We start from the raw sequence: 20,943 nt of genomic DNA on the forward strand, positions 1-20,943 counted from the left end.
CCCGCGTGCATCCGCGCGGCGGCCCGGTGCCGAAGGTGCTGCCGTGGAGCAGCTGACCTACCTGGGCCTGCTGGCCGGCTGCCTGGTGGTGACCGCCCCGCTGGAGCTGCTCCTGCGGGTGCGCGTCTACGCCCGCTGGCGGCGGCTGCTCCTGGCGGTCGTCCCGGAGTTCGCCGTCTTCGTCGTCTGGGTGCTCTACGCGATCGCGCAGGGGCATTGGGACTACTCGGCCACCCGCACCCTCGACGTCCGCCTGCCCGGTGGGATCCCGGTCGAGGAGGTGCTGTTCTTCCTCGTCGTCCCGCTGTGCTCGGTGCTGGCGCTGGAGGCGGTGCGCCGCGTGACCGGGTGGGACGCCGGCTATCCCGCCGAGGAGGCCGAGCGATGAGCTACTCCGCGCTGGCGGTCACCGCCGTCGTCGCCGTCCTCGTGGTGGACCTCGCCGTCTACCGCACCCGCATGGTCACCCGGCCGGTGTTCTGGGTGGCCTACGCGATCATCGTGACGTTCCAGCTGCTGATGAACGGCGTGCTCACCGGCCTGGAGGTCGTGGTCTACGACGAGCGGGTGATCTGGGGCCCGCGGATCGCCTACGCGCCGGTGGAGGACCTGCTCTTCGGGTTCGCGATGGTGACCCTGACCCTGGCGAGCTGGGCAGCGGTCAACCGGCGGGCGAACACCGCCAGGCGCCGCGGCTTGGACACCGACACCCGGCGGTCGAGCACCCGGTAGTCGGCCCGCTCGATCTCCTGGAGGATGCCGCCGTACAGGTCGGTGGCGGCGCGCACGCAGTCCCGGGACTCCGGGGCGAGCATCGGGGTGCCGGGCGCGGCGTCGTCGTAGCGGCGGCGGACCACGGCCACCATCTCGCGCATCAGCTCGCGGAAGCGGTCGTCGAAGCGCTTCTCGGCCAGCTGCTCGCGGGTCACCCCGTGCGCGGCCATGAGGTCGGCGGGCAGGTACACCCGGCCGCGGTCGACGTCCTCGCCGACGTCGCGGAGGAAGTTGGTCAGCTGGAACGCCTCGCCCAGGGCGATCGCGTGCGGCGCGGCCTCCTCGCGGGCGACGCCGGGTGCGGTGCCGAGGACGGGGAGCACCTGCAGGCCGATGACCGACGCCGAGCCCCACATGTACCGGTCGAGGGCGTCCATCGTGGGATAGCCGGCGACCGTGAGATCGCTGGTCATCGCGGCGAGGAAGTCGACCAGGTGCTCGAGGGGGATGTCGTAGCGGCGGTAGGTGTGCACCAGCGCCAGCCGTACCGGGTCCTCCGACCAGCCGGCCTCCAGCTCCTCCAGGAGCGCCTTCGACCAGCTCATCAGGTCGCCCGCGGGGTCGGCGCCGGGGTGGTCGACGAAGTCGTCGGCGACCCGGGCGGCGGCGTAGAGCGCGTGCACCGCGGGCCGCCGGTCGGGGGAGAGCAGGCGGGTGGCGAGGAAGTAGCTCTTGCCGTGCTCGGCTGCGATCGCCGCGCAGTGCCGGTAGGCGGCGGACAGCTGCGCCTGCCGGTCGTCGACCGCCGTCATCCGGTGATCCTCTCCGCGGCCAGCCGGCCGCTGATCAGCACCATCGGCACGCCGACGCCCGGCTGCACCGACGACCCGGCCAGCACCACGTTCTCCGGTCCCCGCCGCGGCAGCGTGGCGGGGCGGAAGGGCCCGGTCTGCCCGAAGGTGTGCGCCAGCGCGAACGGGGTGCCGGCGGCCATGCCCTGGTCGGCCCAGGTGCGCGGGGTGTCCATGTGCTCCACCTCGATCGCGCCGGTGAGGCCGGTGAACCCGCGGGCCTCCAGCGTCTCCAGCAGCTCGTCGCGGTAGCGGGGCGCCAGGGCGTCCCAGTCCAGGTCGGGGTTCCCGCCGCTGCGGCGGTCCAGGTTGGGGGTGGGGGCCACCACGCTGAGCACCTGGCCGCCCTCGGGGGCCAGCGACCGGTCGGTCACCGACGGCATGCTGATCAGCAGGCTGGGATCGCTCATGGGGCGGCCGTCCCGGGTGAGCTCGGCGAACACGCCGCGCCACGAGTCGCCGAAGCTGATCGTGTGGTGCGCCTGCCCCGGCACCTCGGTGCGCACGCCGACGTGCAGGGCGACGCACGAGGGGGAGTAGACCGGCCGGCGCGGGCCGCGCAGGCCCGGCACCAGCGCGTGCGGGGCGTCGGTGGTGACGACGACGGCGTCGGCGGGCAGCCGCTCGCCGTCGGCCAGCCGCACCGCACCGACCCGCCCGCCGCCGGTCTCCAGCTCCGCGACCGGGGCGCCGTAGCGGAAGGTGACGCCCGCGTCGGCGGCGGCCGCGGCCAGCGCCCGGGGCACCGCGCCGATGCCGCCGGTCGGGTGCCAGACGCCGGCGCCGATGTCGAGCTGGGCGATGACGGCGTAGGCGGCGATGGCGCGGAACGGCGAGACCCCGGCGTAGAGCGCCTGGAAGCTGAACAGCCGCCGCAGCCGGTCGTCGGCGAAGTACTTCTCCACGTGCCGCGACAGCCGGCCGAAGCCGCCGCGCCGGGCGAGCTGGACCAGCTCCGGGCCGACGAGGTCCAGCGGGGAGTCGAGGTTGCGGTCGATGAAGGTGGTCAGCTGCAGCCGGTAGAGCTCGGCGAGGTCGGCCAGGTACCGCCGCAGCGCCACCGCCTCGGCCGGGCCGCACAGCGCGGACACCTCGGCGGCGAAGGCCTCGGGGTCGGCGTGCACGTCCAGGGTGGTGCCGTCGGCGTACTGCGCCCGGTAGCTGGTGTCCAGCCGGCGCAGGTCCAGCCGGTCCTCGAGCTTCTCGCCGACGGCGGCGAGCGTGTCGGCGACGACCTCAGGGGCGGTGAACACCGAGGGGCCGGTGTCCAGCACGTAGCCGTCCTGCTCGACGCGCCCGGCGCGGCCGCCGGGGCCCTCGCCGCGCTCCACGACGGTCACCTCGCGCCCGGCGCCGCGCAGCCGCAGCGCCGCCCCGAGGCCGGCCAGCCCGGCACCGACGACGACGACGCGGTCGGTGCGGCCCGGGACGGTGCGCACCATCAGGCGGCGCGGGTGGTCGCGGCCACCGCGAGCGCGTCGAGCGCGGCCCGGGCGTCGTCGGCGATCGGGGCCTCGGCGATGGCCTCGCGGGCCTCGGCGGTCCGGCGGGCGATCCGCTCCTCGACGCGGTCGCGCGCACCGGTGGACACCAGCAGCCCGCGCAGCGCGTCGAAGTCTGCGGTGCTGGCGTCCGGGTCGCCGAGCAGCTCGTCCAGCAGCCGGCGGCCGGCGTCGTCGGCGGCTTCCTCGGCCAGCGCGATGAGCAGGGTCTGCTTGCCCTCGCGCAGGTCGTCGTCGGCGGACTTGCCGGTGACGGCCGGGTCCCCGAACACGCCCAGGACGTCGTCGCGCAGCTGGAACGCCTCGCCCAGCGGCAGGCCGATCGCGGTGCAGGCCTCCACGACGGCCGGGCCGCCGCCGGCGATGGCGACCCCCAGCTGCAGCGGGCGCTGGACGGTGTAGCCGGCGCTCTTGTAGCGGGCGACGGTGAGGGCGCCGTCGGGGCCGGGGAGCCCGCCGGCCGCGCGGAGCAGGTCCAGGTACTGGCCGGCGGTGACCTCGGTGCGCATCGTGTCCCACACCGCGCGGGCGCGGCCGAGCGCGGCCTCGGAGATCCCGGAGCAGCGCAGCATCTCGTCGGACCAGACCAGGGCCAGGTCGCCGACGAGGATGGCGGCGCCGATGCCGAACAGGTCGCGGTCGCCGTCCAGGGACTCGGCGGCGTGCTTGTCGGCGAAGCCGACGTGGGTGGTCGGCCGGCCGCGCCGGGTGCCGGCGGCGTCCATGACGTCGTCGTGCACCAGGGCGCTGGCGTGCACGAACTCCAGGGCGGCCACCGCGCGCAGGACGTCGCCGTCGTCCTCGCCGCTGCCCTGCCCCTGGGTGCGGGCTCCGCGCCAGCCCCAGTACGCGAACGACGGGCGGAGCTTCTTGCCGCCCTCGGCGAGGGCGCACACCTCGTCGACCACCGGCGCGAGGCGGGCGTCCATCGCGGCGAGGGTGACCCGCTGCTGGTCCAGGAACGTGGTGAGGGCCTCGGCGACCGCGGCGCGCACGCGGTCGAGGTCGGCTGCCGCCAGCGGGGACGAGGGGCGGACTGGCTGGCGGTGCTGCGCCCCGGCGATCATGCGGCCAGTATCGCCCAACACGGTGGCGGCCCACCCACCGAGCGGGCTGACTGCGGTGCTCCGATCCATCGCCGATCTCCTTCGTCCTCGCGCCGCTGCTGGTCCTCGACCTCCTTCTGCCGCCGGCCCGGCTCCGGATGCAGCCGGTCCGCGGGAGCTGCCCGCCCGGCCCGCCCGGGGACGCCCGTACCCTCGGGTGCCGTGACCCGGACCGTGCGCGAGCTGCTGGCCACCGAGGGCCCGACCTGGTCGTTCGAGTTCTTCCCCGCCAAGTCGGCCGAGGGGGAGGCCCAGCTGTGGACGGCGCTGCGCGAGCTCGAGCGGCTGCGCCCCTCGTTCGTGTCGGTGACCTACGGCGCCGGCGGGTCGACCCGGGAGGGCACGCTCGCGGTGACCGAGCGGATCGCCGCCGAGACGACGATGACGCCGCTGGCGCACCTGACCGCCGTCGACCACACGATCGCCGAGCTCCGGCACATCGTGAGCCGGCTGGTGGCGGCCGGCGTCCGCAACGTCCTGGCGCTGCGCGGCGACCCGCCCGGCGCGGACCCGCAGGCGGACTGGGTCGCCCACCCCGAGGGGCTGCAGTACGCCGCCGAGCTGGTGGAGCTGATCCGGTCGATGGGTGACTTCTCCGTCGGCGTCGCCGCCTTCCCGGAGCTGCACCCGCGGTCGCCCGACCCCGACTCCGACGTCCAGCAGTTCGTGGCCAAGTGCCGGGCGGGCGCCGACTTCGCGATCACCCAGATGTTCTTCCGGGCCGAGGACTACCTGCGGCTGCGCGACCGGGTGGCCGCGCACGGCTGCGAGGTGCCGATCCTGGCCGGGGTCATGCCGGTGACCGACGTCCGGCAGATCGCCCGGATCGTGCAGCTCTCCGGTCAGGCGTTCCCCGAGGACCTGATGGAGCGGTTCACCGCCCTCGACGGGGACCGCCCGGAGGACAAGGCCGCCGTGCGCGACCTCGGCGTCGAGGTGGCCACCGACCTGTGCCGGACGCTGCTCGACGAGGGCGTGCCCGGGATCCACTTCATCACCATGAACCGGTCGACGGCGACGCGTGAGGTGTTCACCAACCTCGTCGACCGGTCCGGGGACGCCGTCACGCCCTGACGGTGTCCTCCAGCACGTCGGCGGTGCGCGCCGCCGCGCGGCGCAGCCCCTCGCGTTCGGCCAGGTAGCCCCCGGCGAGGCCGACCACCGGCAGGTTGGACAGCACGCGGGCGCCCCAGCGCCCCTTCGGCCGGGCGTCCAGGGCGTCGTCGATGCGGGTCAGCAGCCGGGCGGCCCGCCACAGCGTCTTCGCCGCACCCGAGACGCCGGTGCGCTCCTCCCGCGGGCCCAGCGTGCCCTCGACGTAGGCGCCCTTGCTGCGGGTCAGCAGCGGCGTCACCCGCTCGGCCGGCAGGTCGCGGTCGAGCAGCACCTTCGCGAGCACCGACACCCGCTCGGCCGGGGCCTCGACGCCGTGCTCGCCGGCGACGCCGAGGACGACCAGCGACTGGACCGCCGTTCCCACCGTGTTCTGCAGCGGCAGCAGGTCGGCGAGCTTGCCGGCGAACCGGGGTGCGGCGGACACGCCCGCGGCGACCTTGGAGACCTCGTCGGCCCACCAGCGCTCGCGCTCGCCCCGCGGCAGCGCCGGCGGGCGGCCGAGGCGGGTGGCCAGCGGGGTGAGCAGCCGGTCGACCCGGCGCAGGACGTCGACGACGACGGCGTCGGACAGGGGAGCAGCCATGCCCCCCGTCCTGCCCGGGATGCCCGATCCCGACACGCGGGCCTCAGCCGTCGAGCGCCGCGCAGTCCGCGGGCGTGGGGGCGACGGGGTCCGCCGGGCCCAGCGAGGCGAGCACGATGCCCTGGACGACCGGGTCGCCGGGCAGCTGGAGGTGGCTCACCTGCCGGCCGGCGCAGACCGACTGCACGGTCAGGTTCAGCGCACCGTCCAGCCGCGCGGAGTCCGGCGGGGTGACCACGGTGTCCTGGTCGGTCCACAGCGACACCCACCCGACGTCGTCGGGGGTCTCGTCGGTGCCCAGGCCGGCGATCAGGTCGCTGCCCGGCACCATCTGCCGGCAGGCCTCCGGGCACCGGTCCGGCGCGAAGGCGGCGGCGAACTGGGCCACCTCGGTGCCGTGGTGCGGAGACCCGAGGGTCACCACGCGACGGGCGACGTCGGCGTTGCCGTCGGTGATCCAGAGCCGCGCGACCAGGCCGCCGGCCGAGTAGCCGACGACGTCGACGCTGTCGGCGCCGGTGCGGTCGAGGGCCGCTTCCGCCGCGTCGTCCAGGGCGTCGGCGACGGCCCGCAGGTCCCCGGTCCCGGGAGCGGGCCAGGCGACCACGGTCGCGTCGCGCCCCTCGGTCCGCAGCCGGGCGGCCAGCGGCTCCATGCTCTGCACGCTCCCGCCGTAGCCCGGGACCAGCAGCACCGGGCCGGGCTCCTCCACGACGGGCTCGCCGACCGGCGCGGGCGCGCCGCTCCGCTGCAGCAGCAGCGCCACTCCGGCGCCGAGCAGCGCCACGACCACGAGGATCAGCAGGAGAGGTCTCCGGAGGACGGCGGGCACCCGCCTACTGTCCCTGGTGCGTACGACGAGGAGGAGGCGCGGTGCTCGACCGGGAGGAGTACCTCGCCGCGTGGTCCCGCTGGCACGGCGGGGCCGACACCAGCGCACCGCTCGTGCGCGGGTGGCTGACGATCGCCCACACCCTGGCCCGGCCGCTGGCCGCGCTGCCCCCGGCCGCCGCGACCGCCGCCGGGGCCGTCGTCGCCGCGGCCGCGGTCGGCCCGGCCGCCGCGGGCGGTGCGTGGCTCGTGGTCGCGGGTCTGCTCGTGGGCGTCTCCGGGCTGCTCGACAGCCTCGACGGCGCGCTCGCCATCGGTACCGGACGGGCGTCCCGCCGGGGGTACGTGCTCGACTCCGTCGTCGACCGGCTGACCGAGGCCGCCTACGCCGCGGCGCTGTGGGCGGCCGGTGCACCCGGATGGCTGGCGGTGACCTTCGGGGCGCTGTGCTGGCTGCCCGACTACCTGCGGGCTCGGGCCGGGCAGGCCGGCGTGCGCCGCACCGGCCCGATCTCGGTCTGGGAGCGGCCCACGCGGGTGGTGATGACCGGCCTCACGCTCGGTGGCGCCGGGGTGGTCTCGGGCCTGGACGTGGCCGACCTCGACCCGGTGCGCGTGGTGGTCACCGCCGGGGCCGCGGTCGGCGCGCTGCTGGGTGCCCTCGGCACGGCCCAGCTGGGGCGGTGGCTGCACGGTGAGCTGGGCGGCCCGGACGACGCCGCGGTCCCTCCACCGGACTGAGCGGTCACCTGGGGGACCGGTGACGGGTCCCGGCTCCTAAGGTGTGCGGTGCCCCGACCCCCTCCCAGGCCATCGCAGCCGCACCGCGTGCCGCCGACGCCCGCCACCCTCTCCAGGAGCGCCCCCGTGCCCGTCGTCGTCACCGGCTCCATCGCCACCGACCACCTCATGACCTTCCCCGGCCTGTTCACCGAGCAGTTCGTGGAGGGCCAGATGGAGAACGTCTCGCTGTCCTTCCTGGTCGACGACCTGGTGCAGCACCGTGGCGGCGCCGGCGCGAACATGGCCTACGGGCTCGGCCTGCTCGGCCTCTCGCCGGTCCTGGTCGGCGCCGTGGGCAGCGACTTCGCCGACTACCAGGCCTGGCTGAGCCGGCACGGGGTGGACACCGGGAGCGTGCACTGGTCGGAGCTGAAGCACACCGCGCGCTTCGTGTGCACCACCGACCAGGCGAACAACCAGATCGCGTCGTTCTACTCGGGCGCGATGGCCGAGGCCTCGCAGATCGAGCTCGCGCCCGTGGTCGGCCGGGTCGGTGCCCCCGACCTCGTCGTCGTCGGCCCCAACGACCCCACCGCGATGGTGCGGCACACCCAGGAGTGCCGGGACCGCGGCTTCGCCTTCGCCGCCGACCCCAGCCAGCAGCTGGCCTGGGCCGCCGGCGACATGATCATGGAGCTGGTGTCCGGCGCCGAGGTGCTGTTCACCAACGAGTACGAGTCGGCGCTGCTGCTGCAGAAGACCGGCTGGACCGCCGACGAGGTGCTCGACCGGGTGGGCTGCTGGGTGACCACCCGCGCGGCCGACGGCGTGCTGGTCCGCCGGGCCGGCGAGGAGCCGCTCGAGGTCATCGCGGTCCCCGAGACCAAGCCGGTCGAGCCCACCGGCGGCGGCGACGCGCTGCGTGCCGGGTTCATCGCCGGGCGCATGTGGGGCCTGTCGCTGGAGCGGGCCACCCAGCTCGGCTCCGCCGTCGCCACCGCCGCCGTCGAGGTCATCGGGACCCAGGAGTACGACCTGCCGCGGGAGAGCTTCCTCGCCCGCTTCGGCGAGGCCTTCGGTGCCGAGGCCGCCGACGAGGTCGCCGCGCACCTGCCGGGTTAGTCCCCCCGGAGCCGCTCGCCGATGGAGGGGTCCGCGGCCCACGTGCGGTAGGGGATGCGGGGGATCTCCTTGATCTCGCCGATCGTGGACCACTCGTTGCCGCCCAGCCGGGCCAGCGGGCGCAGGTGCTCGATCCTGGGGCGGCCGTCCCGCACCGCCTCGGTCCACGCGCTCACGTGCACGACCCGGCCGAACACCACGGTGCTGTCGCCCAGCCGCATCGTGGAGTGCAGCGTGCACTCCACGGTCACCGGTGAGTCGGCCACGCGCAGCGCGCTCACCTTCTCGGCCGGCTCCAGCCGCACGCCGGTGGCCTCGGCCTCGCTCTGGTCGGCCGGGAAGTCGGTGCCGGTGGCGTTGATCTGCTCGAACAGCGCCTCGGGCGTGAGGCTCACCGTGAACTCGCCGGTGGCCTCGACGTTGCGCAGCGAGTCCTTCCGGCCGACCGAGGTGAACTGCACGATCGGCGGGTCCACGCAGGCCACGGTGTAGAAGGAGTGCGGCGCCAGGTTGTGCACGCCCTCGGCCGAGCGGCTGCACACCCAGGCGATCGGTCGCGGGACGACGACGGAGTTCAGCACCCGGTAGAAGGCGCGCACCTCCATGTCGGCGGGGTCGAACGACGTGCGCGGCCGGGACGGATCGGGGGAGGTCACCGCTCCATCGTCGCCGAGAGCGCAGGCGCCGGCGCGACCGGCCGTCCGCGCCAGTGCAGGGTGCCCCGGCGCCGGCCGCGCACCGACCCGACCATGAGCACGTCCAGCAGCAGCACCGAGACCGGGTGCGCCAGCGCGTCCGGCCAGGCCCGGCTCCCCGACGCCCGCGCGCTGAGCAGCCGGCCGGCGACCCCGGCGAGGTAGCCCACCAGCCCGGCGCGCGATCCGCCGAGCGCGGCCACCGGCGGCACCACGTAGACGGCGGTGAGCGCGGCGGCGGCGGCCAGACCGGCGGCGGGCCGGCCGCCGACCGAGGCCCACAGCGACTTCCCGTAGCCCGCGCGCACCTGGGGCCACCCCTCGTACATCCGGCAGGCGGCCAGCCGGGACCCGTCGACCGGGCCACCGCGCCCGCCGGCCCGCTTCACCGCGCGCAGCAGCGCGATGTCCTCCAGCACCTCGCCGCGCACGGCCGCGTGGCCGCCCGCGCGTTCGTAGGCCTCCCGCGAGACGACGAGGAACTGGCCGTTCGCCGCGGCCAGCGAGGGGCGCGGCGACCGCTCGGCGAGCCGCAGCGGCAGCGTCGTCGTCCAGAGCCAGGGGGCCAGCGGCTGCACCAGGCGCTCGGCGGCTCCGGCCGCCAGCGGGCGCGGCCAGGGCGAGACCAGGTCCAGGCCGCTGTCGCCGAGCAGCGCCACGGCGGCGGCGATCGCGTCGGGGAAGAGGCGCACGTCGGCGTCGACGAAGACCAGCACCTCGCCGTCCCGCCGGTCGGTGGCGGCGGCGCCGACCGCGCAGGCGTGCGGTTTGCCGAGCCAGCCCTCCGGCGGCGGGGGAGCGGTGACCAGCCGCACCCGGTGGTCGTGCACGGCGCGGACGACGTCGCCGGTGCCGTCGGTGGACCCGTCGTCGACCACGACCACCCGGAGCCGGTCCACGCCCCGCTGGTCGAGCAGCGCGGTCAGGCAGGCGCCCACCTGGCGGGCCTCGTCGCGCACCGGCACCACCACCGTGACCGGCCGCGACGTCGGGGGCGGGTCGGCGGGCGGGCGGCGCAGCAGGACCGTGTTGACGGCGGCGTGCGCGGCGCCCGCGGTGGCGAGCGCGGCCAGCCCGCGGACGAGCCGGCTCATCGGCGGTGCCGGACGGCGAGCGCGACCAGCACCGCCACCCCCAGCGCCGCGCCCCAGGCGGCCGAGCCCGGCAGGTCCAGCCAGCCGGCGTGCGCCAGCGCGCCGCCGAGGGTCATCCAGGCCAGGGCGAGCAGCGGGGCCGCCGGGCCGATCCGGGGCGGTCCCGCGGTGCGCGCCACCAGGAGGTCGAGCAGCGTCATGAGCACCGCGCCCGCGAGCAGCCAGCCGGCCAGGTTGGTCAGGGGCACGGTGTCGATGCCCGGCAGGCCCGGGGTGGGGTGCGCCCAGGTCCAGTAGCCGGCCTGCACCATCTGCGGGTCCAGGACGACGTCCCAGGCGGCGAAGATCCCGGCCGCCCAGGCGATCCGCGCCGGCCGGCGGTCGGCGAGGTACCCGGCCAGCAGCCAGCTCGGCCAGGCCATCATCAGCCAGGCCAGCGGCACGAGGAACGGGACGCCGAGCAGGGTGGGGCCCAGGGTGTCGCTGTAGGTGTAGCTGCCGTAGGGGTACCCGGTGGCCAGGCCGATGCTCTCGAACACGACCGAGACGACCCCGACGAGCACGAGGACGGCGACGCCGGTGCGCACGCCGCGGCTGAGCGAGGCGTGCACCACCGAGAGCGCCGCGCCCAGCAGCACGATCGCCCAGCTCACCGCGTCGCGCGTGCCGCCCCCGGAGAGCGGATAGGCGATCGCCGTGCCGACGAGGGCCAGCGCCAGGACCACCGGCACGACCTGGCGGGCGGTCCAGGTGCGCGGCAGCGGGAACGCGGCGATCAACGGGATCACGACCGCGCCCGTGCGAGTCGTCCGCCGACGCGGCGCAGCGACCTGCCCGCTGCGGCCCGGGCGCGGGGGAGGAGGCCGCGGTCGGCGAGCAGCACGCGGGCCGCCGACCGCCCGGAGTTGCCCGACACGCCGCCGCCGGGGTGCGTGGAGGCGCCGGCCAGGTACAGGCCGGGCAGGCCGGGCACCTTGTATCCGGAGAGCCCCGGCACCGGCCGGAGGGCGAACATGCTGGACAGCCCCATCTCCACGTGCATCACGTTGCCGCGGGGCAGTGACAGCTCCCGCTCCAGCGCCAGCGGCGTCTGCACGTAGGTCTCCTGCACCGAGGCGGCGAAGCCGGGCGCGTAGCGGTCCACCGCGTCGATCAGCCGGCGGGCCTCGACGTCGGCGATCGCGTCCCAGTCGCCACCGCCGGCCAGCGCGTACGGGTACCACTGCCCCCAGATGGTGACCACGTGCCGTCCGGGCGGGGCCAGGGTGTCGTCGCTCGCGGAGAACGACATCGCCAGCGGCACCGGCTCGCGGGGCACCCGGCCGGCGCCCCAGTCGCCGTGCGCGGCGGCCAGCTGCCCGCGGTCGGTGCACAGCAGCTGGAGCCCGTGCAGCGCCAGGTCCGGATCGACGCCGGGGTAGGCGGGGAGGGCGTCGGTGAGGACCCGCACGACCAGGCCGAAGCCGTTGCCGAACGGCGGTGCGGCCTCGGCGAGCACCGGCGGGGCGTCGTCCCCGGCCAGCCGCCGGGTGACGTCGATGGAGCAGGCGGCGACGACGGCGTCGGCGCGCACGGTGCGGCCGGACCGGGTGCGGACACCGGTCACCCGGCCGTCCTCCACCAGCAGCCGCTCGGCGCCGTCGCCCAGGACGACCCGACCGCCGTCGGACTCCAGCCGCCTGCGCAGGGCGCGGGTCAGGCCGCCGGAGCCGCCGACCGGGTGACCGGGCGGGACGTCGTGCAGCAGCGCGACCCAGCCGACCATCGCCGCGGTGCCGGGCTCCGACATCGGCGGCCCGGACTGGGCGCCGAACCAGGCCAGCGCCGCCTTGAGCCGCTCGCTGGTGAACCACTTGTCCAGCAGTGCGTCGCCCGAGCCCAGGAAGTCGGCGGCCAGCTCGCCGCCGGAGGTGCGCGGGCGGCCCTCGGCGGGCGCGCCGAGCGGCCAGAAGGACCCGATCAGACCGCGGGCGTTCGGAGCCCGGCCGAAGGAGGCGACGACGGCGCGGCTGCGCGGCCCCCACACCTCGACGAAGCGCCGGTAGGCGGCGGCGTCGTCCGGACCGCACGCGGCCTCGATGGAGGCGCAGGTGGCGTCCAGGTCGACGGAGAAGACCAGCGGCCGGCCCTCGGGCCCGGCGTCGTCCGGGTCCGGTGCCGGGGCGAAGCCCCAGGGGTCGCAGTCGATGTATCGCAGCCCGGAGGCGGCCAGGTCGAGCTCCTCGACGATGCCGCTGTGCCGGACGATCACGTGCGCGCTGGAGCCGCGGTCGACCTGGACGCCGGGCCAGCGCTCGACGGTCGAGACGGCGCCGCCCAGGACGTCGTCGGACTCGACGACCTCCACGGTGAGGCCTTCGCGCGCCAGGTAGCAGGCGGCCACCATCCCGTTGTGGCCGGAGCCGATCACGACGACGTCGGCGGAGTTCTGCGCGGTGGTCACGCCTGGGGGTTCGCTGCCGACGACGCCCGCGGATGCAGCGGCAGCCTGGTGCCGAGGATGGCGAAGGGGCGGCTGTCGCCGGGGAAGTGGTAGTTCCGGGCCAGGTCGACGAAGCCGTCGGCCTGGTACAGCCGGAAGGCCTTCGTGTCGGCGTCGGGCGTGGACAGCAGGGCGACCGGGTGCGGCACGTCGACGAGCGCGTGCAGCAGGCGGCGGCCGAGCCCCTGGCTCTGGGAGCCCGGGTCGACGTGCAGCTCGCACACCTCGAAGGCGCCCGGCAGCCACTTCTTCGCCGTGCGGCGGTCGAGCGCGGCGCGCACCTGGTCGTGCCACCACTGCCCGGGCGCGATCAGGTAGCCGTAGCCGAACCCGACGAGGCGCTCGCCCTCGGGGGTCTGTGCGAAGGCACCCACGGCGCGGAAGCCGGGGCGCTCGGTGTGCTGGATCGCGTAGCCGTAGCGGCCGGCGACGACGCCGGGGTCGTAGCCCATCGCGGCCCCGTAGATGGCCAGCACCGCGTGCATGTTCTCCCGCATCCACGGCGGGGGGAGCTCGACGATGCGGGTGTCCGGGCGGGTGCCGGTCACGGGGCCACCACCTCGGCGCCGACCTCGACGGGGGTACCGGCGGTGAGGCGCAGCAGCTCGTCGTAGGTGGTGGGGAAGACGGCCGCGGGGTGACCGGCGGCGGCCCACACCCGGTCGTGGCGGGCGAGCTCGACGTCGACCAGGGTGCCCAGCGGGTCGGGGTGCCCCAGCGGGGCGACGCCGCCGACGGGCTGGCCCGTGTGCCGGCGGACCTCCTCGGCCGGCGCGGGGGTCAGCGAGCGGACGCCGAGCAGGGTGGCGACCCGGTCGACGTCGACCCGGTGGGCGCCGCTGGTGAGGATCAGGACGGGCGCGTCGTCGGCGAGGAACACCAGGCTGTTGACGATCGCGCCGACGGGCACGTCCAGCTCAGCGGCGGCGGCCGCGGCGGTGCGCACCTCGGCCGGGAGGACGCGCACCTCACCCCCGGCGCCGGCCTCGGCGAGGGCACGGGCGACGGCGGCCACCCGGGGGTGCGGTGGTCGGCTCATGCGGTGATCCTGCCACCGCCCCGACGGCGGCGCGCCGGGCCGTGCCGCGGCTTGACGACGCCGGGGCGCTCCGGTCTACTTGACCTCGTTCGAACACGCGTTCGAACGAGGCGCGGCCCGTTCCACCCGGCTCTTCCCCGCCGGTGGGCGCCGGGTCGGGCGTGGGCGCGGGGCGAGGTGTGGGGAGGCTGTCATGAGCCGGGTGCTCGGTGAGGTCGTCGGTCGGACCGGCGAAGAGGTGCAGGTCGAGCGCGGGCCGCTCGGGCCGGTGCAGTTCTGGCGCGGGCAGTCGCGCTACGTCGTGGGCGAGATGCTCGACTCCTGGGTCGAGACGGCGCCGTGGTGGCTGCGCGGGAACGACGCCGTCGGCGGGGCCTCGGCCGAGCTGGTGGCCCCTCGCGAGGTGTGGCGGGTCGAGGCGGTCCGGGCCGGGCGGTCGCGGATGAGCTTCGCCGGGGTCTACGACCTGACCTGGGACGCCGCGGGCAACCGCTGGTGGCTCGTCCGGGTGCACGACTGATGGGCGCCGCACGAGCCGTGCCGGCCGGCCAGCTGCCGCTGCCCCCCGTCCTGCCCGCCGCGGCCGCGGCGCTGCTGGACCAGGCGCACCGCGGCCTGGCCGAGGCCGCCGCGGCTCCCGATCCGCGGGACCGCTACGCCACCGCGCACCTGTCGGCGCTCCGGGCCGCCGCGGGGGTGCTGGCCGCCCGCACCCGTCCTGAGGGCGGCCGTCGCCGGCCGCGCAGCGCCTGGGTCCTGCTCGGTCAGGTCGCCCCGGAGCTGGGGGAGTGGGCCACCTTCTTCGCCGCCGGGGCCGCCAAGCGGGCCGCCGCCGAGGCCGGGCTGTCCCACGCGGTCACCGAGCGGGAGGCCGACGACCTGGTCCGCGACGCCCGGGGCTTCCTCGCGGTGGTGGAGTCCATGTTCGGGTCCCTGTCCGAGCCACCCCGCTACCCGCGGCCCTACGTCGTCCCTCCCCGGCGGTGAGCGACCCCTTCGTCCACCTGCACGTCGCCTCCGGCTACTCCATGCGGTACGGGGCCAACCACCCCGCCGACCTCGTGGCCCGCGCTGCCGAGCACGGCATGCCGGCCCTGGCCCTCACCGACCGGGACGGGCTCTACGGCTCGGTGAAGTTCGCGCTGGCGTGCCGGTCGGCCGGGATCCGGCCGATCTTCGGGGTCGACCTCGCGGTGGCGCCCATGCTCGACACCACCCTCCCGCCGTCGTTGGCCCGTGTCCTGGACGGGTCGGCCGACGGCGCGCGGTCGCCGCGCTCGCGGGCCGCCGGGTCGCGATCCGGTGCGCCGGGAGCCCGCCGGTCTCCCGCGCGGGGCGGGGCGAGCGTCGACCCGCGGCTGCCCCGGGTGACCTTCCTGGCCCGGAACGGCGCCGGCTGGCGGTCGCTGTGCCGGCTCACCAGCGCCACCCACCTGCGCGGCACCCGCGGCGAGCCGGTGAGCTCGCTGGCCATCGCCGCCGAGCACGCCGAGGGCCTGACCCCGCTGCTGGGGCCGGGGTCGCCGGTGGGCCGGGCACTGCTGGCCGGCCGGGCCGACGAGGCCCTCGCCGTGCTCGACGCGTGGCGGGCGGTCTTCGGCCCGGGGCTGGCCCTGGAGGTGGTGCACCACCGCGGCCGGGGCGACCGGCAGCGCGCGCAGGCGGTGCTCCGGTTCGCCGCCGAGCACCAGGTGCCCGTCGTCCTCAGCAACGCCGTCCGGTACGTCGACGCCCTGGACGCGCCGACCGCCGACGTCCTGGACGCGGCCCGCCGGTTGGTCCCGCTCGGGCAGCGGAACGTCGACCGCACGACGGCCGAGGGGTACCTGAAGTCGGGCAAGGAGATGGCCGAGGTCGCCGAGGACCTGATGGGTCCCGACCGGGACGCAGCACTCCGGCTGCTCGAGCGCACCGCGCGGCTGGCCGAGCAGTGCGCCGTCGACGTCGTCGCCGACCTGGGGGTGGGCAGCGTCCGCTATCCCGAGCTCGACGTCGTCACCACGCCGTCCGAGCGGGGGATGACCTCCGCGCAGGTGCTGCGGGGGCGGTGCGAGGCGGGGATGGGCCGGCGCGGCCTGGCGCCCACGGTGCGGGTGCGGCAGCGGCTGGACGACGAGCTCGCCGTCATCGAGCAGCTCGGCTACCCGTCCTACTTCCTCACCGTGGCCGACGTCGTCGACCTCATCAAGAGCTTGAGGGTCCGGGCCGCGGCGCGGGGCTCCGGCGCCGGCAGCCTGGTCACCTACCTGCTCGGCATCTCCGACGTCGACCCGCTGCGGTACGGGCTGCTGATGGAGCGGTTCCTCTCGCCGCTGCGCCACCAGCTCCCCGACATCGACATCGACGTGGAATCCGCGCGCCGGATGGAGGTCTACGACGCGGTCATCGACCGGTTCGGCGCCGACCGGGTCAGCTGCATCTCGATGATGGACACCTACCGGGTGCGGCACGCGATCCGCGACGTCGGCGCGGCGATGGGGCTGCCCCCGGCGGAGGTCGACGCCGTCGCCAAGGCGTTCCCGCACATCCGGGCCAACCAGGTGCACGCCGCGCTGCGGGACCTCCCGGAGCTGCGGGCCAGCCGCTACGGGTCCAAGCGCGCCGGCGGTACCGGCGACCTGGACCTGCTGTTCGACCTGGTGTCCCGGCTCGACGGGCTGCCCCGGCACATCGCGCTGCACCCGTGCGGCGTGCTGCTGTCCGATGCCACGCTGCTGGACCGCACACCGGTGGAGAGCAGCTACCTCGGCTACCCGATGAGCCAGTTCGACAAGGACGACGTCGAGGAGCTCGGGCTGCTCAAGCTCGACCTGCTGGGCATCCGGATGCAGTCGGCGATCGCGCACGCGCTCGACGAGGTGGCCCGGGTCGACGGCGAGACGGTGGACATCGACGCGGTCCCGCGCGACGACCCGACGACGTTCGAGCTGATCCGCTCGACCCGCACGCTCGGGATGTTCCAGATCGAGTCGCCGGGGCAGCGCGAGCTGGTCGGCAAGTTCGGCCCGCGATCGTTCGAGGACATCATCATCGACATCTCGCTGTTCCGGCCCGGGCCGGTGAAGAGCGACATGGTGACCCCGTTCCTCATGGCCCGGAACGGCTGGCGGGACGCCGAGTACCCGCACCCCGATCTCGAGTTCGCGCTCGCCGAGACCGCCGGTGTGGTGGTCTTCCACGAGCAGGTGCTCCAGGTGGTGTCGCGGATGACCGGCTGCACGCTGGCCGAGGCCGACGAGGTGCGCCGGGCGCTGGGGGAGAAGGACGCCCACCCCGAGGTGCGGACCTGGTTCCTGCCCCGTGCCCTGGACGCCGGGTACCCGGTGGAGGTCGCCGAGCAGGTCTGGCAGGTGCTGGTGGCCTTCGGGTCGTTCGGCTTCTGCAAGGCGCACGCGGCGGCGTTCGCGCTGCCCACCTACCAGTCGGCGTGGCTGAAGACCCACCACCCGGCGGCGTTCCTGGCCGGGGTGCTCACCCACGACCCGGGCATGTACCCGAAGCGGCTGATCCTCGACGACGCCCGCAACTTCGGCATCCGGGTGCTCGGGCTGGACGTGAACGCCTCCGGTGCCACCTACCGCGTCGAACGGCTCGACCCGGACCCTGAGGGGGAGGGTGAGGGTTGGCGTCGTCCGGAGTGGATGCCGGCGACGATGCGCGAGCCCTCGGGGTACGGGATCCGGCTGTCGCTGGCCGACGTGAAGGGCATCTCCGACGACGAGGTGGCCAGGGTCGTCAACGGGCAGCCGTACCGGTCGCTGACCGACTTCTGGTCGCGGGCGTCGGTGTCCCGGCCGGTGGTGGAGCGGCTGGTGCTGGCCGGCGGGTTCGACTCGCTCTACGGCTTCGGGATGCGCGACCGCGAGGCCGGCCGGCCGACGCGGCGGCGCCGTCAGGTGACCCGCCGCGACCTGCTGCTGCAGATCAGCGAGCTGGACCGGTGGAGCCGCAGCGGGGCACGGGCCACCTCCGACGGGCAGCTGAGCCTGGACCTCATGGGGATGGAGGACGCCGCTCCGGAGATCCCCGGCCTGGAGCTCCCCGGCCTGGAACTCCCCGCCGCGGCGAGCGCCGCCGTCGGGCCGAGCTGGGCGGAGGGCAGCGGGCTGCCCGAGTTCACCGACGCCGAGCTGGTGCGCGCCGAGCTGGAGGTGCTCGGCCTGGACGCCAGCCGGCACGTCATCGATTTCTACAAGCCGTTCCTCGCCGCGCTGGGCGCGGTGCCGGCCGGTGAGCTGCTCGGGTGCCGCAGCGGCTCGGAGGTGCTGGTGGCCGGGGTCAAGGTCGCCACCCAGACACCGCCGATCCGCTCCGGGCGCCGGGTGGTGTTCGTGACCCTGGACGACAGCAGCGGCTGCACCGACTCGACGTTCTTCGAGGACGCGCAGGGCCCCTACGCGGCGACGGTCTTCCACTCGTGGCTGCTCGTCATCCGCGGGGTGCTGCGGCGCACGGGCCCGCGCGGGATGTCGCTGCGGGCGACGGGGGCGTGGGAGCTGCCGGCGCTGCACGAGGCGTGGGAGACCGGTGGGCTGGAGCAGGTGGCCGATCAGATGGCGGCTGGGCGGGTGGGGGACGGCGGAGCGATCACCGAGGAGTCGATCGCCGGGGCGGCCGCGTCGCGGGGTCCCCGGCCGGTGGTGGTGCGCCCGGTGCTGGTGCACCCGACCGGCTTCCGGATGTCGCCGTACGCCGACATCAAACCGGCCGGCGACGACGCGGCGACCGCCGCCCGCCGGGCGGCCGCCGGTCCGCCCCGGAAGCTGTGGCACTCCAGCCCGGGCAGCTCCGGCCACTGAAGAAGGACCCCGTCCTCCTCATCCCTCGCAGGCTCCGGACGAGCCTCTGGACGGGGCCGGCGGTGCGGCCAGATCTCTTTCGGAAAAGCCCAGCTGGGAGGCCTGAAAGTGTCGTACCCCGTCCGTAGGTTCGGGTCATGTTCGAGGGATGGGGTGTGGGGCTCGCGGTGGCGGAGATGCTGCCCGCGCACCCCGGCACGCCCGGACGGCCGTCCCGGCTGTCCGAGATCCTCCCGGTGGCGGTGCGCAGCCCCGAGGGGAAGGCGCACGAGCTCGGCCGCATCCAGCAGCTGAAGTCCGCGATCGCCGCCTACGAGGCCGATCTGATAGCCGGGCTCGCGGCCGACCGCCCCGCCACCGCCGACCTGCCCGCCGGCGCGCCCGGGGCGGCGGCCGAGCACTGGACCGGCCCCGCCGCCGCCGACCTCGCCCGGCTGGGCGGCGTCAGCGAGTTCTTCCCCGACGAGCTCGCCCAGGTCCTCGGCTGCTCCCGCGCGCAGGCGACCACCACGGCCACGCACGCGCTGACCCTCGTGCACCTGCTGCCCGCGACCTGGGCCGCGCTGGCCGACGGTCACCTCGACTGGCCGCGCGCCCGCGGTCTCGCCCAGCAGCTCGGTCCGTGCGGCGAGGACGCAGCGCCCGGAGTCCTCGCCGCCGTGGAAGCCGCGGTCCTCCCGCGCGCCATGGAGCTCTCGGTCACGGGGCTCCGGGCCCTCGCGGAGCGCGAACTGGCCCGCCGCGATCCGCTCGCGGCTGCGCACCGCCGGCGCCGGGCCGCGAAGGCCGCCGACGTGACCGTTCGCCCGGCCCCCGACGGGATGGCCGAGCTGTCGGTCTTCCTGCCGGCTCCGGCCGCCGCCGCCATCTACGACACCGCGGACCGCATGGCCCGCCTGGAGAAGGAGGCGGGCTCCGCTGCGCCGATCGGTCTGCTGCGGGCGCAGGCTCTCCTGGCCCTCGTGCTCCGGCCCTGGGACACCAGCCGCCCGCCGGTCACGGCCCAGCTGACCGTGCTGGCACCGCTCCCGGTCCTGGCCGATGGCGTCGGCGTCGGCGAGGTCGACGGCCGGCCGATCACGGCAGCAGACCTCCGCGACCTGCTCGAGCAGCTCGACGCGCTGTGCCCCGGAGGTCTGCAGGCGCCGACCGGGGGCAGCATGCTCCTGGCCCTCACCGATCCTGGCACCGGACGGCTGCGCGCGACGGTCACCCGCCGCGAGCTGGAGGCCCTGGTCCGCCGCGGCTGCCCGCAGCACGGTGGAGCCGGCGCCGACTGCGGTTGCGCCGTGCTCGGCGAGCCCGAGGCGCCCGGCCGCTACCGCCCGACCCCGGCACAACGCCGCTTCCTCCGGGCACGCGACCACCGCTGCCGGATGCCCGGCTGCTCGTCGCGTGCCGGCTGGGTGGACCTCGACCACGTCGTCCCGCACGACGAAGGCGGCGAGACGTCCTGCGACAACCTCTGCTGCCTGTGCCGCCGGCACCACCGGCTCAAGACCCTCGCACCCGGGTGGTCGTTCGTCATGGACGACGACGGGGTCCTGACCGTCACCACACCGAGCGGCGTCACCCGGGTGACGCGGCCGCCGGGCCACTACTGGCACCTGGAGCCCGCGCCCGCCTCTCCGGAACCCCCGGAGGACGAGCCGCCCTTCTGATCGACCGGACCATCGTTCCGCGTCGCCGCGAGCACCGATGAGTTCACGGCTGCTGCCCGGTCGATAGCCATGACCAGCACGTCCCGCGCCCGGCACCGGCCGGCACCCGAAGGAGACCGCCATGCCCAAGCAGATCCCCTGCATCTGGATGGACGGCACGGCCGAGCAGGCCGCCGAGCACTACACCTCGATCTTCCCGAACTCCTCGATCGGCGACGTCACCCGCTACGGCCCCGACCAGCCGATGCCCGAGGGCACCGCGATGACCGTGAGCTTCACCCTCGACGGCCAGGAGTACGTGGCGCTCAACGGCGGGCCGCAGTTCCCGCACAGCGAAGCCATCTCCTTCCAGATCATGTGCGCCGACCAGGAGGAGGCCGACCACTACTGGGACCGGCTCACCGACGGCGGCGAGGAGAGCATGTGCGGCTGGCTCAAGGACCGGTTCGGGGTCTCGTGGCAGGTGATCCCCACCGAGCTCATGAGCCTGCTCGGCGACTCCGACCCCGGGCGCGCCCAGCGCGCCGCCCAGGCGATGTTCCAGATGCGCCGCATCGACATCGAGGCCATCCGGCAGGCAGCCGACAGCGTCCCCGCCTGAGGGGGAGCGGCGGCGCCGTCGCCA

The 20,943-nt window shown here is 75.7% G+C and carries 20 protein-coding genes and 1 pseudogene; 10 read left to right on the top strand and 11 right to left on the bottom strand.

The features are described 5' to 3' along the window. The first annotated feature begins 43 nt into the window (after positions 1-43). Positions 44-388: a lycopene cyclase domain-containing protein gene (locus tag DQ244_RS13985; RefSeq protein WP_113812114.1), complete on the top strand. Its 345-nt coding sequence runs from the start codon at positions 44-46 to the stop codon at positions 386-388. Then, positions 385-594: pseudogene (locus tag DQ244_RS19965) on the top strand (lycopene cyclase domain-containing protein); the annotation flags it as partial. The gene DQ244_RS13985 and the pseudogene DQ244_RS19965, both read left to right, overlap by 4 nt. Here the strand turns inward: DQ244_RS19965 and DQ244_RS13995 are convergent. Genes DQ244_RS13995 through DQ244_RS14005 form a run of 3 tightly spaced genes read right to left on the bottom strand, consistent with a single transcriptional unit; the run spans position 591 to position 4,134 of the window. After that, on the bottom strand, positions 591-1,526 hold the full coding sequence (locus DQ244_RS13995; RefSeq protein ID WP_199580403.1) for a phytoene/squalene synthase family protein: 936 nt from the start codon (positions 1,524-1,526) through the stop codon (positions 591-593). The pseudogene DQ244_RS19965 and the gene DQ244_RS13995 overlap by 4 nt on opposite strands. After that, positions 1,523-3,007 (bottom strand): phytoene desaturase family protein, encoded by a 1,485-nt coding sequence (gene crtI, locus DQ244_RS14000; RefSeq protein ID WP_113812116.1) that lies wholly within the window; start codon positions 3,005-3,007, stop codon positions 1,523-1,525. The genes DQ244_RS13995 and crtI overlap by 4 nt, the downstream gene beginning before the upstream one ends. Beyond that, entirely contained in the window at positions 3,007-4,134 is a 1,128-nt protein-coding gene (locus tag DQ244_RS14005) for a polyprenyl synthetase family protein (RefSeq protein WP_113812117.1), read from the bottom strand. The genes crtI and DQ244_RS14005 overlap by 1 nt, the downstream gene beginning before the upstream one ends. Before the next feature lie 201 nt (positions 4,135-4,335). On the opposite strand from DQ244_RS14005, the gene metF reads away from it, so the two are divergent. After that, positions 4,336-5,247, top strand: coding sequence for a methylenetetrahydrofolate reductase [NAD(P)H] (gene metF, locus DQ244_RS14010; protein ID WP_113812118.1), 912 nt, complete (start codon positions 4,336-4,338; stop codon positions 5,245-5,247). Here the strand turns inward: metF and DQ244_RS14015 are convergent. Both DQ244_RS14015 and DQ244_RS14020 read right to left on the bottom strand, forming a co-directional pair. Then, complete coding sequence (locus DQ244_RS14015; RefSeq protein WP_113812119.1) at positions 5,237-5,872, bottom strand: hypothetical protein; 636 nt, start codon at positions 5,870-5,872, stop codon at positions 5,237-5,239. The two genes, metF and DQ244_RS14015, sit on opposite strands and share 11 nt — an antisense overlap. Before the next feature lie 43 nt (positions 5,873-5,915). Then, positions 5,916-6,704, bottom strand: coding sequence for a triacylglycerol lipase (locus DQ244_RS14020; RefSeq protein ID WP_199580404.1), 789 nt, complete (start codon positions 6,702-6,704; stop codon positions 5,916-5,918). A 41-nt stretch (positions 6,705-6,745) separates the two neighbouring features. Between DQ244_RS14020 and DQ244_RS14025 the strand changes: the two genes are divergently transcribed. Next, a complete protein-coding gene (locus tag DQ244_RS14025) occupies positions 6,746-7,444 on the top strand; it encodes a CDP-alcohol phosphatidyltransferase family protein (RefSeq protein ID WP_113812120.1) in 699 nt (232 codons plus the stop codon). Between the two features lie 126 nt (positions 7,445-7,570). Then, complete coding sequence (locus DQ244_RS14030; protein WP_113812121.1) at positions 7,571-8,548, top strand: carbohydrate kinase family protein; 978 nt, start codon at positions 7,571-7,573, stop codon at positions 8,546-8,548. Here the strand turns inward: DQ244_RS14030 and DQ244_RS14035 are convergent. From DQ244_RS14035 to DQ244_RS14060, 6 genes are read right to left on the bottom strand one after another with little or no spacing between them, the layout of a single operon-like run. Beyond that, positions 8,545-9,204 (bottom strand): flavin reductase family protein, encoded by a 660-nt coding sequence (locus tag DQ244_RS14035; RefSeq protein ID WP_199580405.1) that lies wholly within the window; start codon positions 9,202-9,204, stop codon positions 8,545-8,547. The two genes, DQ244_RS14030 and DQ244_RS14035, sit on opposite strands and share 4 nt — an antisense overlap. Continuing rightward, the gene (locus tag DQ244_RS14040; protein ID WP_113812122.1) at positions 9,201-10,337 is read right to left on the bottom strand and encodes a glycosyltransferase family 2 protein; all 1,137 of its coding nucleotides are present in this window, start codon (positions 10,335-10,337) and stop codon (positions 9,201-9,203) included. Before DQ244_RS14040 ends, DQ244_RS14035 begins: the two co-directional genes overlap by 4 nt. Beyond that, positions 10,334-11,125 (bottom strand): carotenoid biosynthesis protein, encoded by a 792-nt coding sequence (locus DQ244_RS14045; RefSeq protein ID WP_233491402.1) that lies wholly within the window; start codon positions 11,123-11,125, stop codon positions 10,334-10,336. The genes DQ244_RS14040 and DQ244_RS14045 overlap by 4 nt, the downstream gene beginning before the upstream one ends. Beyond that, positions 11,122-12,780: an NAD(P)/FAD-dependent oxidoreductase gene (locus tag DQ244_RS14050; protein ID WP_233491404.1), complete on the bottom strand. Its 1,659-nt coding sequence runs from the start codon at positions 12,778-12,780 to the stop codon at positions 11,122-11,124. Before DQ244_RS14050 ends, DQ244_RS14045 begins: the two co-directional genes overlap by 4 nt. Then, complete coding sequence (locus DQ244_RS14055) at positions 12,777-13,367, bottom strand: N-acetyltransferase (protein WP_113812123.1); 591 nt, start codon at positions 13,365-13,367, stop codon at positions 12,777-12,779. The genes DQ244_RS14050 and DQ244_RS14055 overlap by 4 nt, the downstream gene beginning before the upstream one ends. After that, entirely contained in the window at positions 13,364-13,858 is a 495-nt protein-coding gene (locus tag DQ244_RS14060; protein WP_113812124.1) for a YbaK/EbsC family protein, read from the bottom strand. Before DQ244_RS14060 ends, DQ244_RS14055 begins: the two co-directional genes overlap by 4 nt. A 193-nt stretch (positions 13,859-14,051) precedes the next feature. Between DQ244_RS14060 and DQ244_RS14065 the strand changes: the two genes are divergently transcribed. The 5 genes from DQ244_RS14065 (at position 14,052) to DQ244_RS14085 (ending at position 20,919) form a co-directional block, all read left to right on the top strand. Next, complete coding sequence (locus DQ244_RS14065) at positions 14,052-14,378, top strand: DUF6504 family protein (RefSeq protein WP_113812125.1); 327 nt, start codon at positions 14,052-14,054, stop codon at positions 14,376-14,378. After that, on the top strand, positions 14,378-14,845 hold the full coding sequence (locus tag DQ244_RS14070; RefSeq protein ID WP_113812126.1) for an SAV_6107 family HEPN domain-containing protein: 468 nt from the start codon (positions 14,378-14,380) through the stop codon (positions 14,843-14,845). The genes DQ244_RS14065 and DQ244_RS14070 overlap by 1 nt, the downstream gene beginning before the upstream one ends. Beyond that, the gene (locus DQ244_RS14075; protein WP_113812127.1) at positions 14,842-18,657 is read left to right on the top strand and encodes a DNA polymerase III subunit alpha; all 3,816 of its coding nucleotides are present in this window, start codon (positions 14,842-14,844) and stop codon (positions 18,655-18,657) included. Before DQ244_RS14070 ends, DQ244_RS14075 begins: the two co-directional genes overlap by 4 nt. A gap of 137 nt (positions 18,658-18,794) precedes the next feature. Next, entirely contained in the window at positions 18,795-20,318 is a 1,524-nt protein-coding gene (locus DQ244_RS14080) for an HNH endonuclease signature motif containing protein (protein WP_113812128.1), read from the top strand. Between the two features lie 121 nt (positions 20,319-20,439). After that, the gene (locus DQ244_RS14085; RefSeq protein ID WP_113812129.1) at positions 20,440-20,919 is read left to right on the top strand and encodes a VOC family protein; all 480 of its coding nucleotides are present in this window, start codon (positions 20,440-20,442) and stop codon (positions 20,917-20,919) included. Positions 20,920-20,943: the final 24 nt, after the last annotated feature.

The sequence above is a fragment of the Blastococcus sp. TBT05-19 genome (assembly GCF_003319095.1).
In the GTDB taxonomy this organism is placed as follows: Bacteria; Actinomycetota; Actinomycetes; order Mycobacteriales; family Geodermatophilaceae; genus Blastococcus.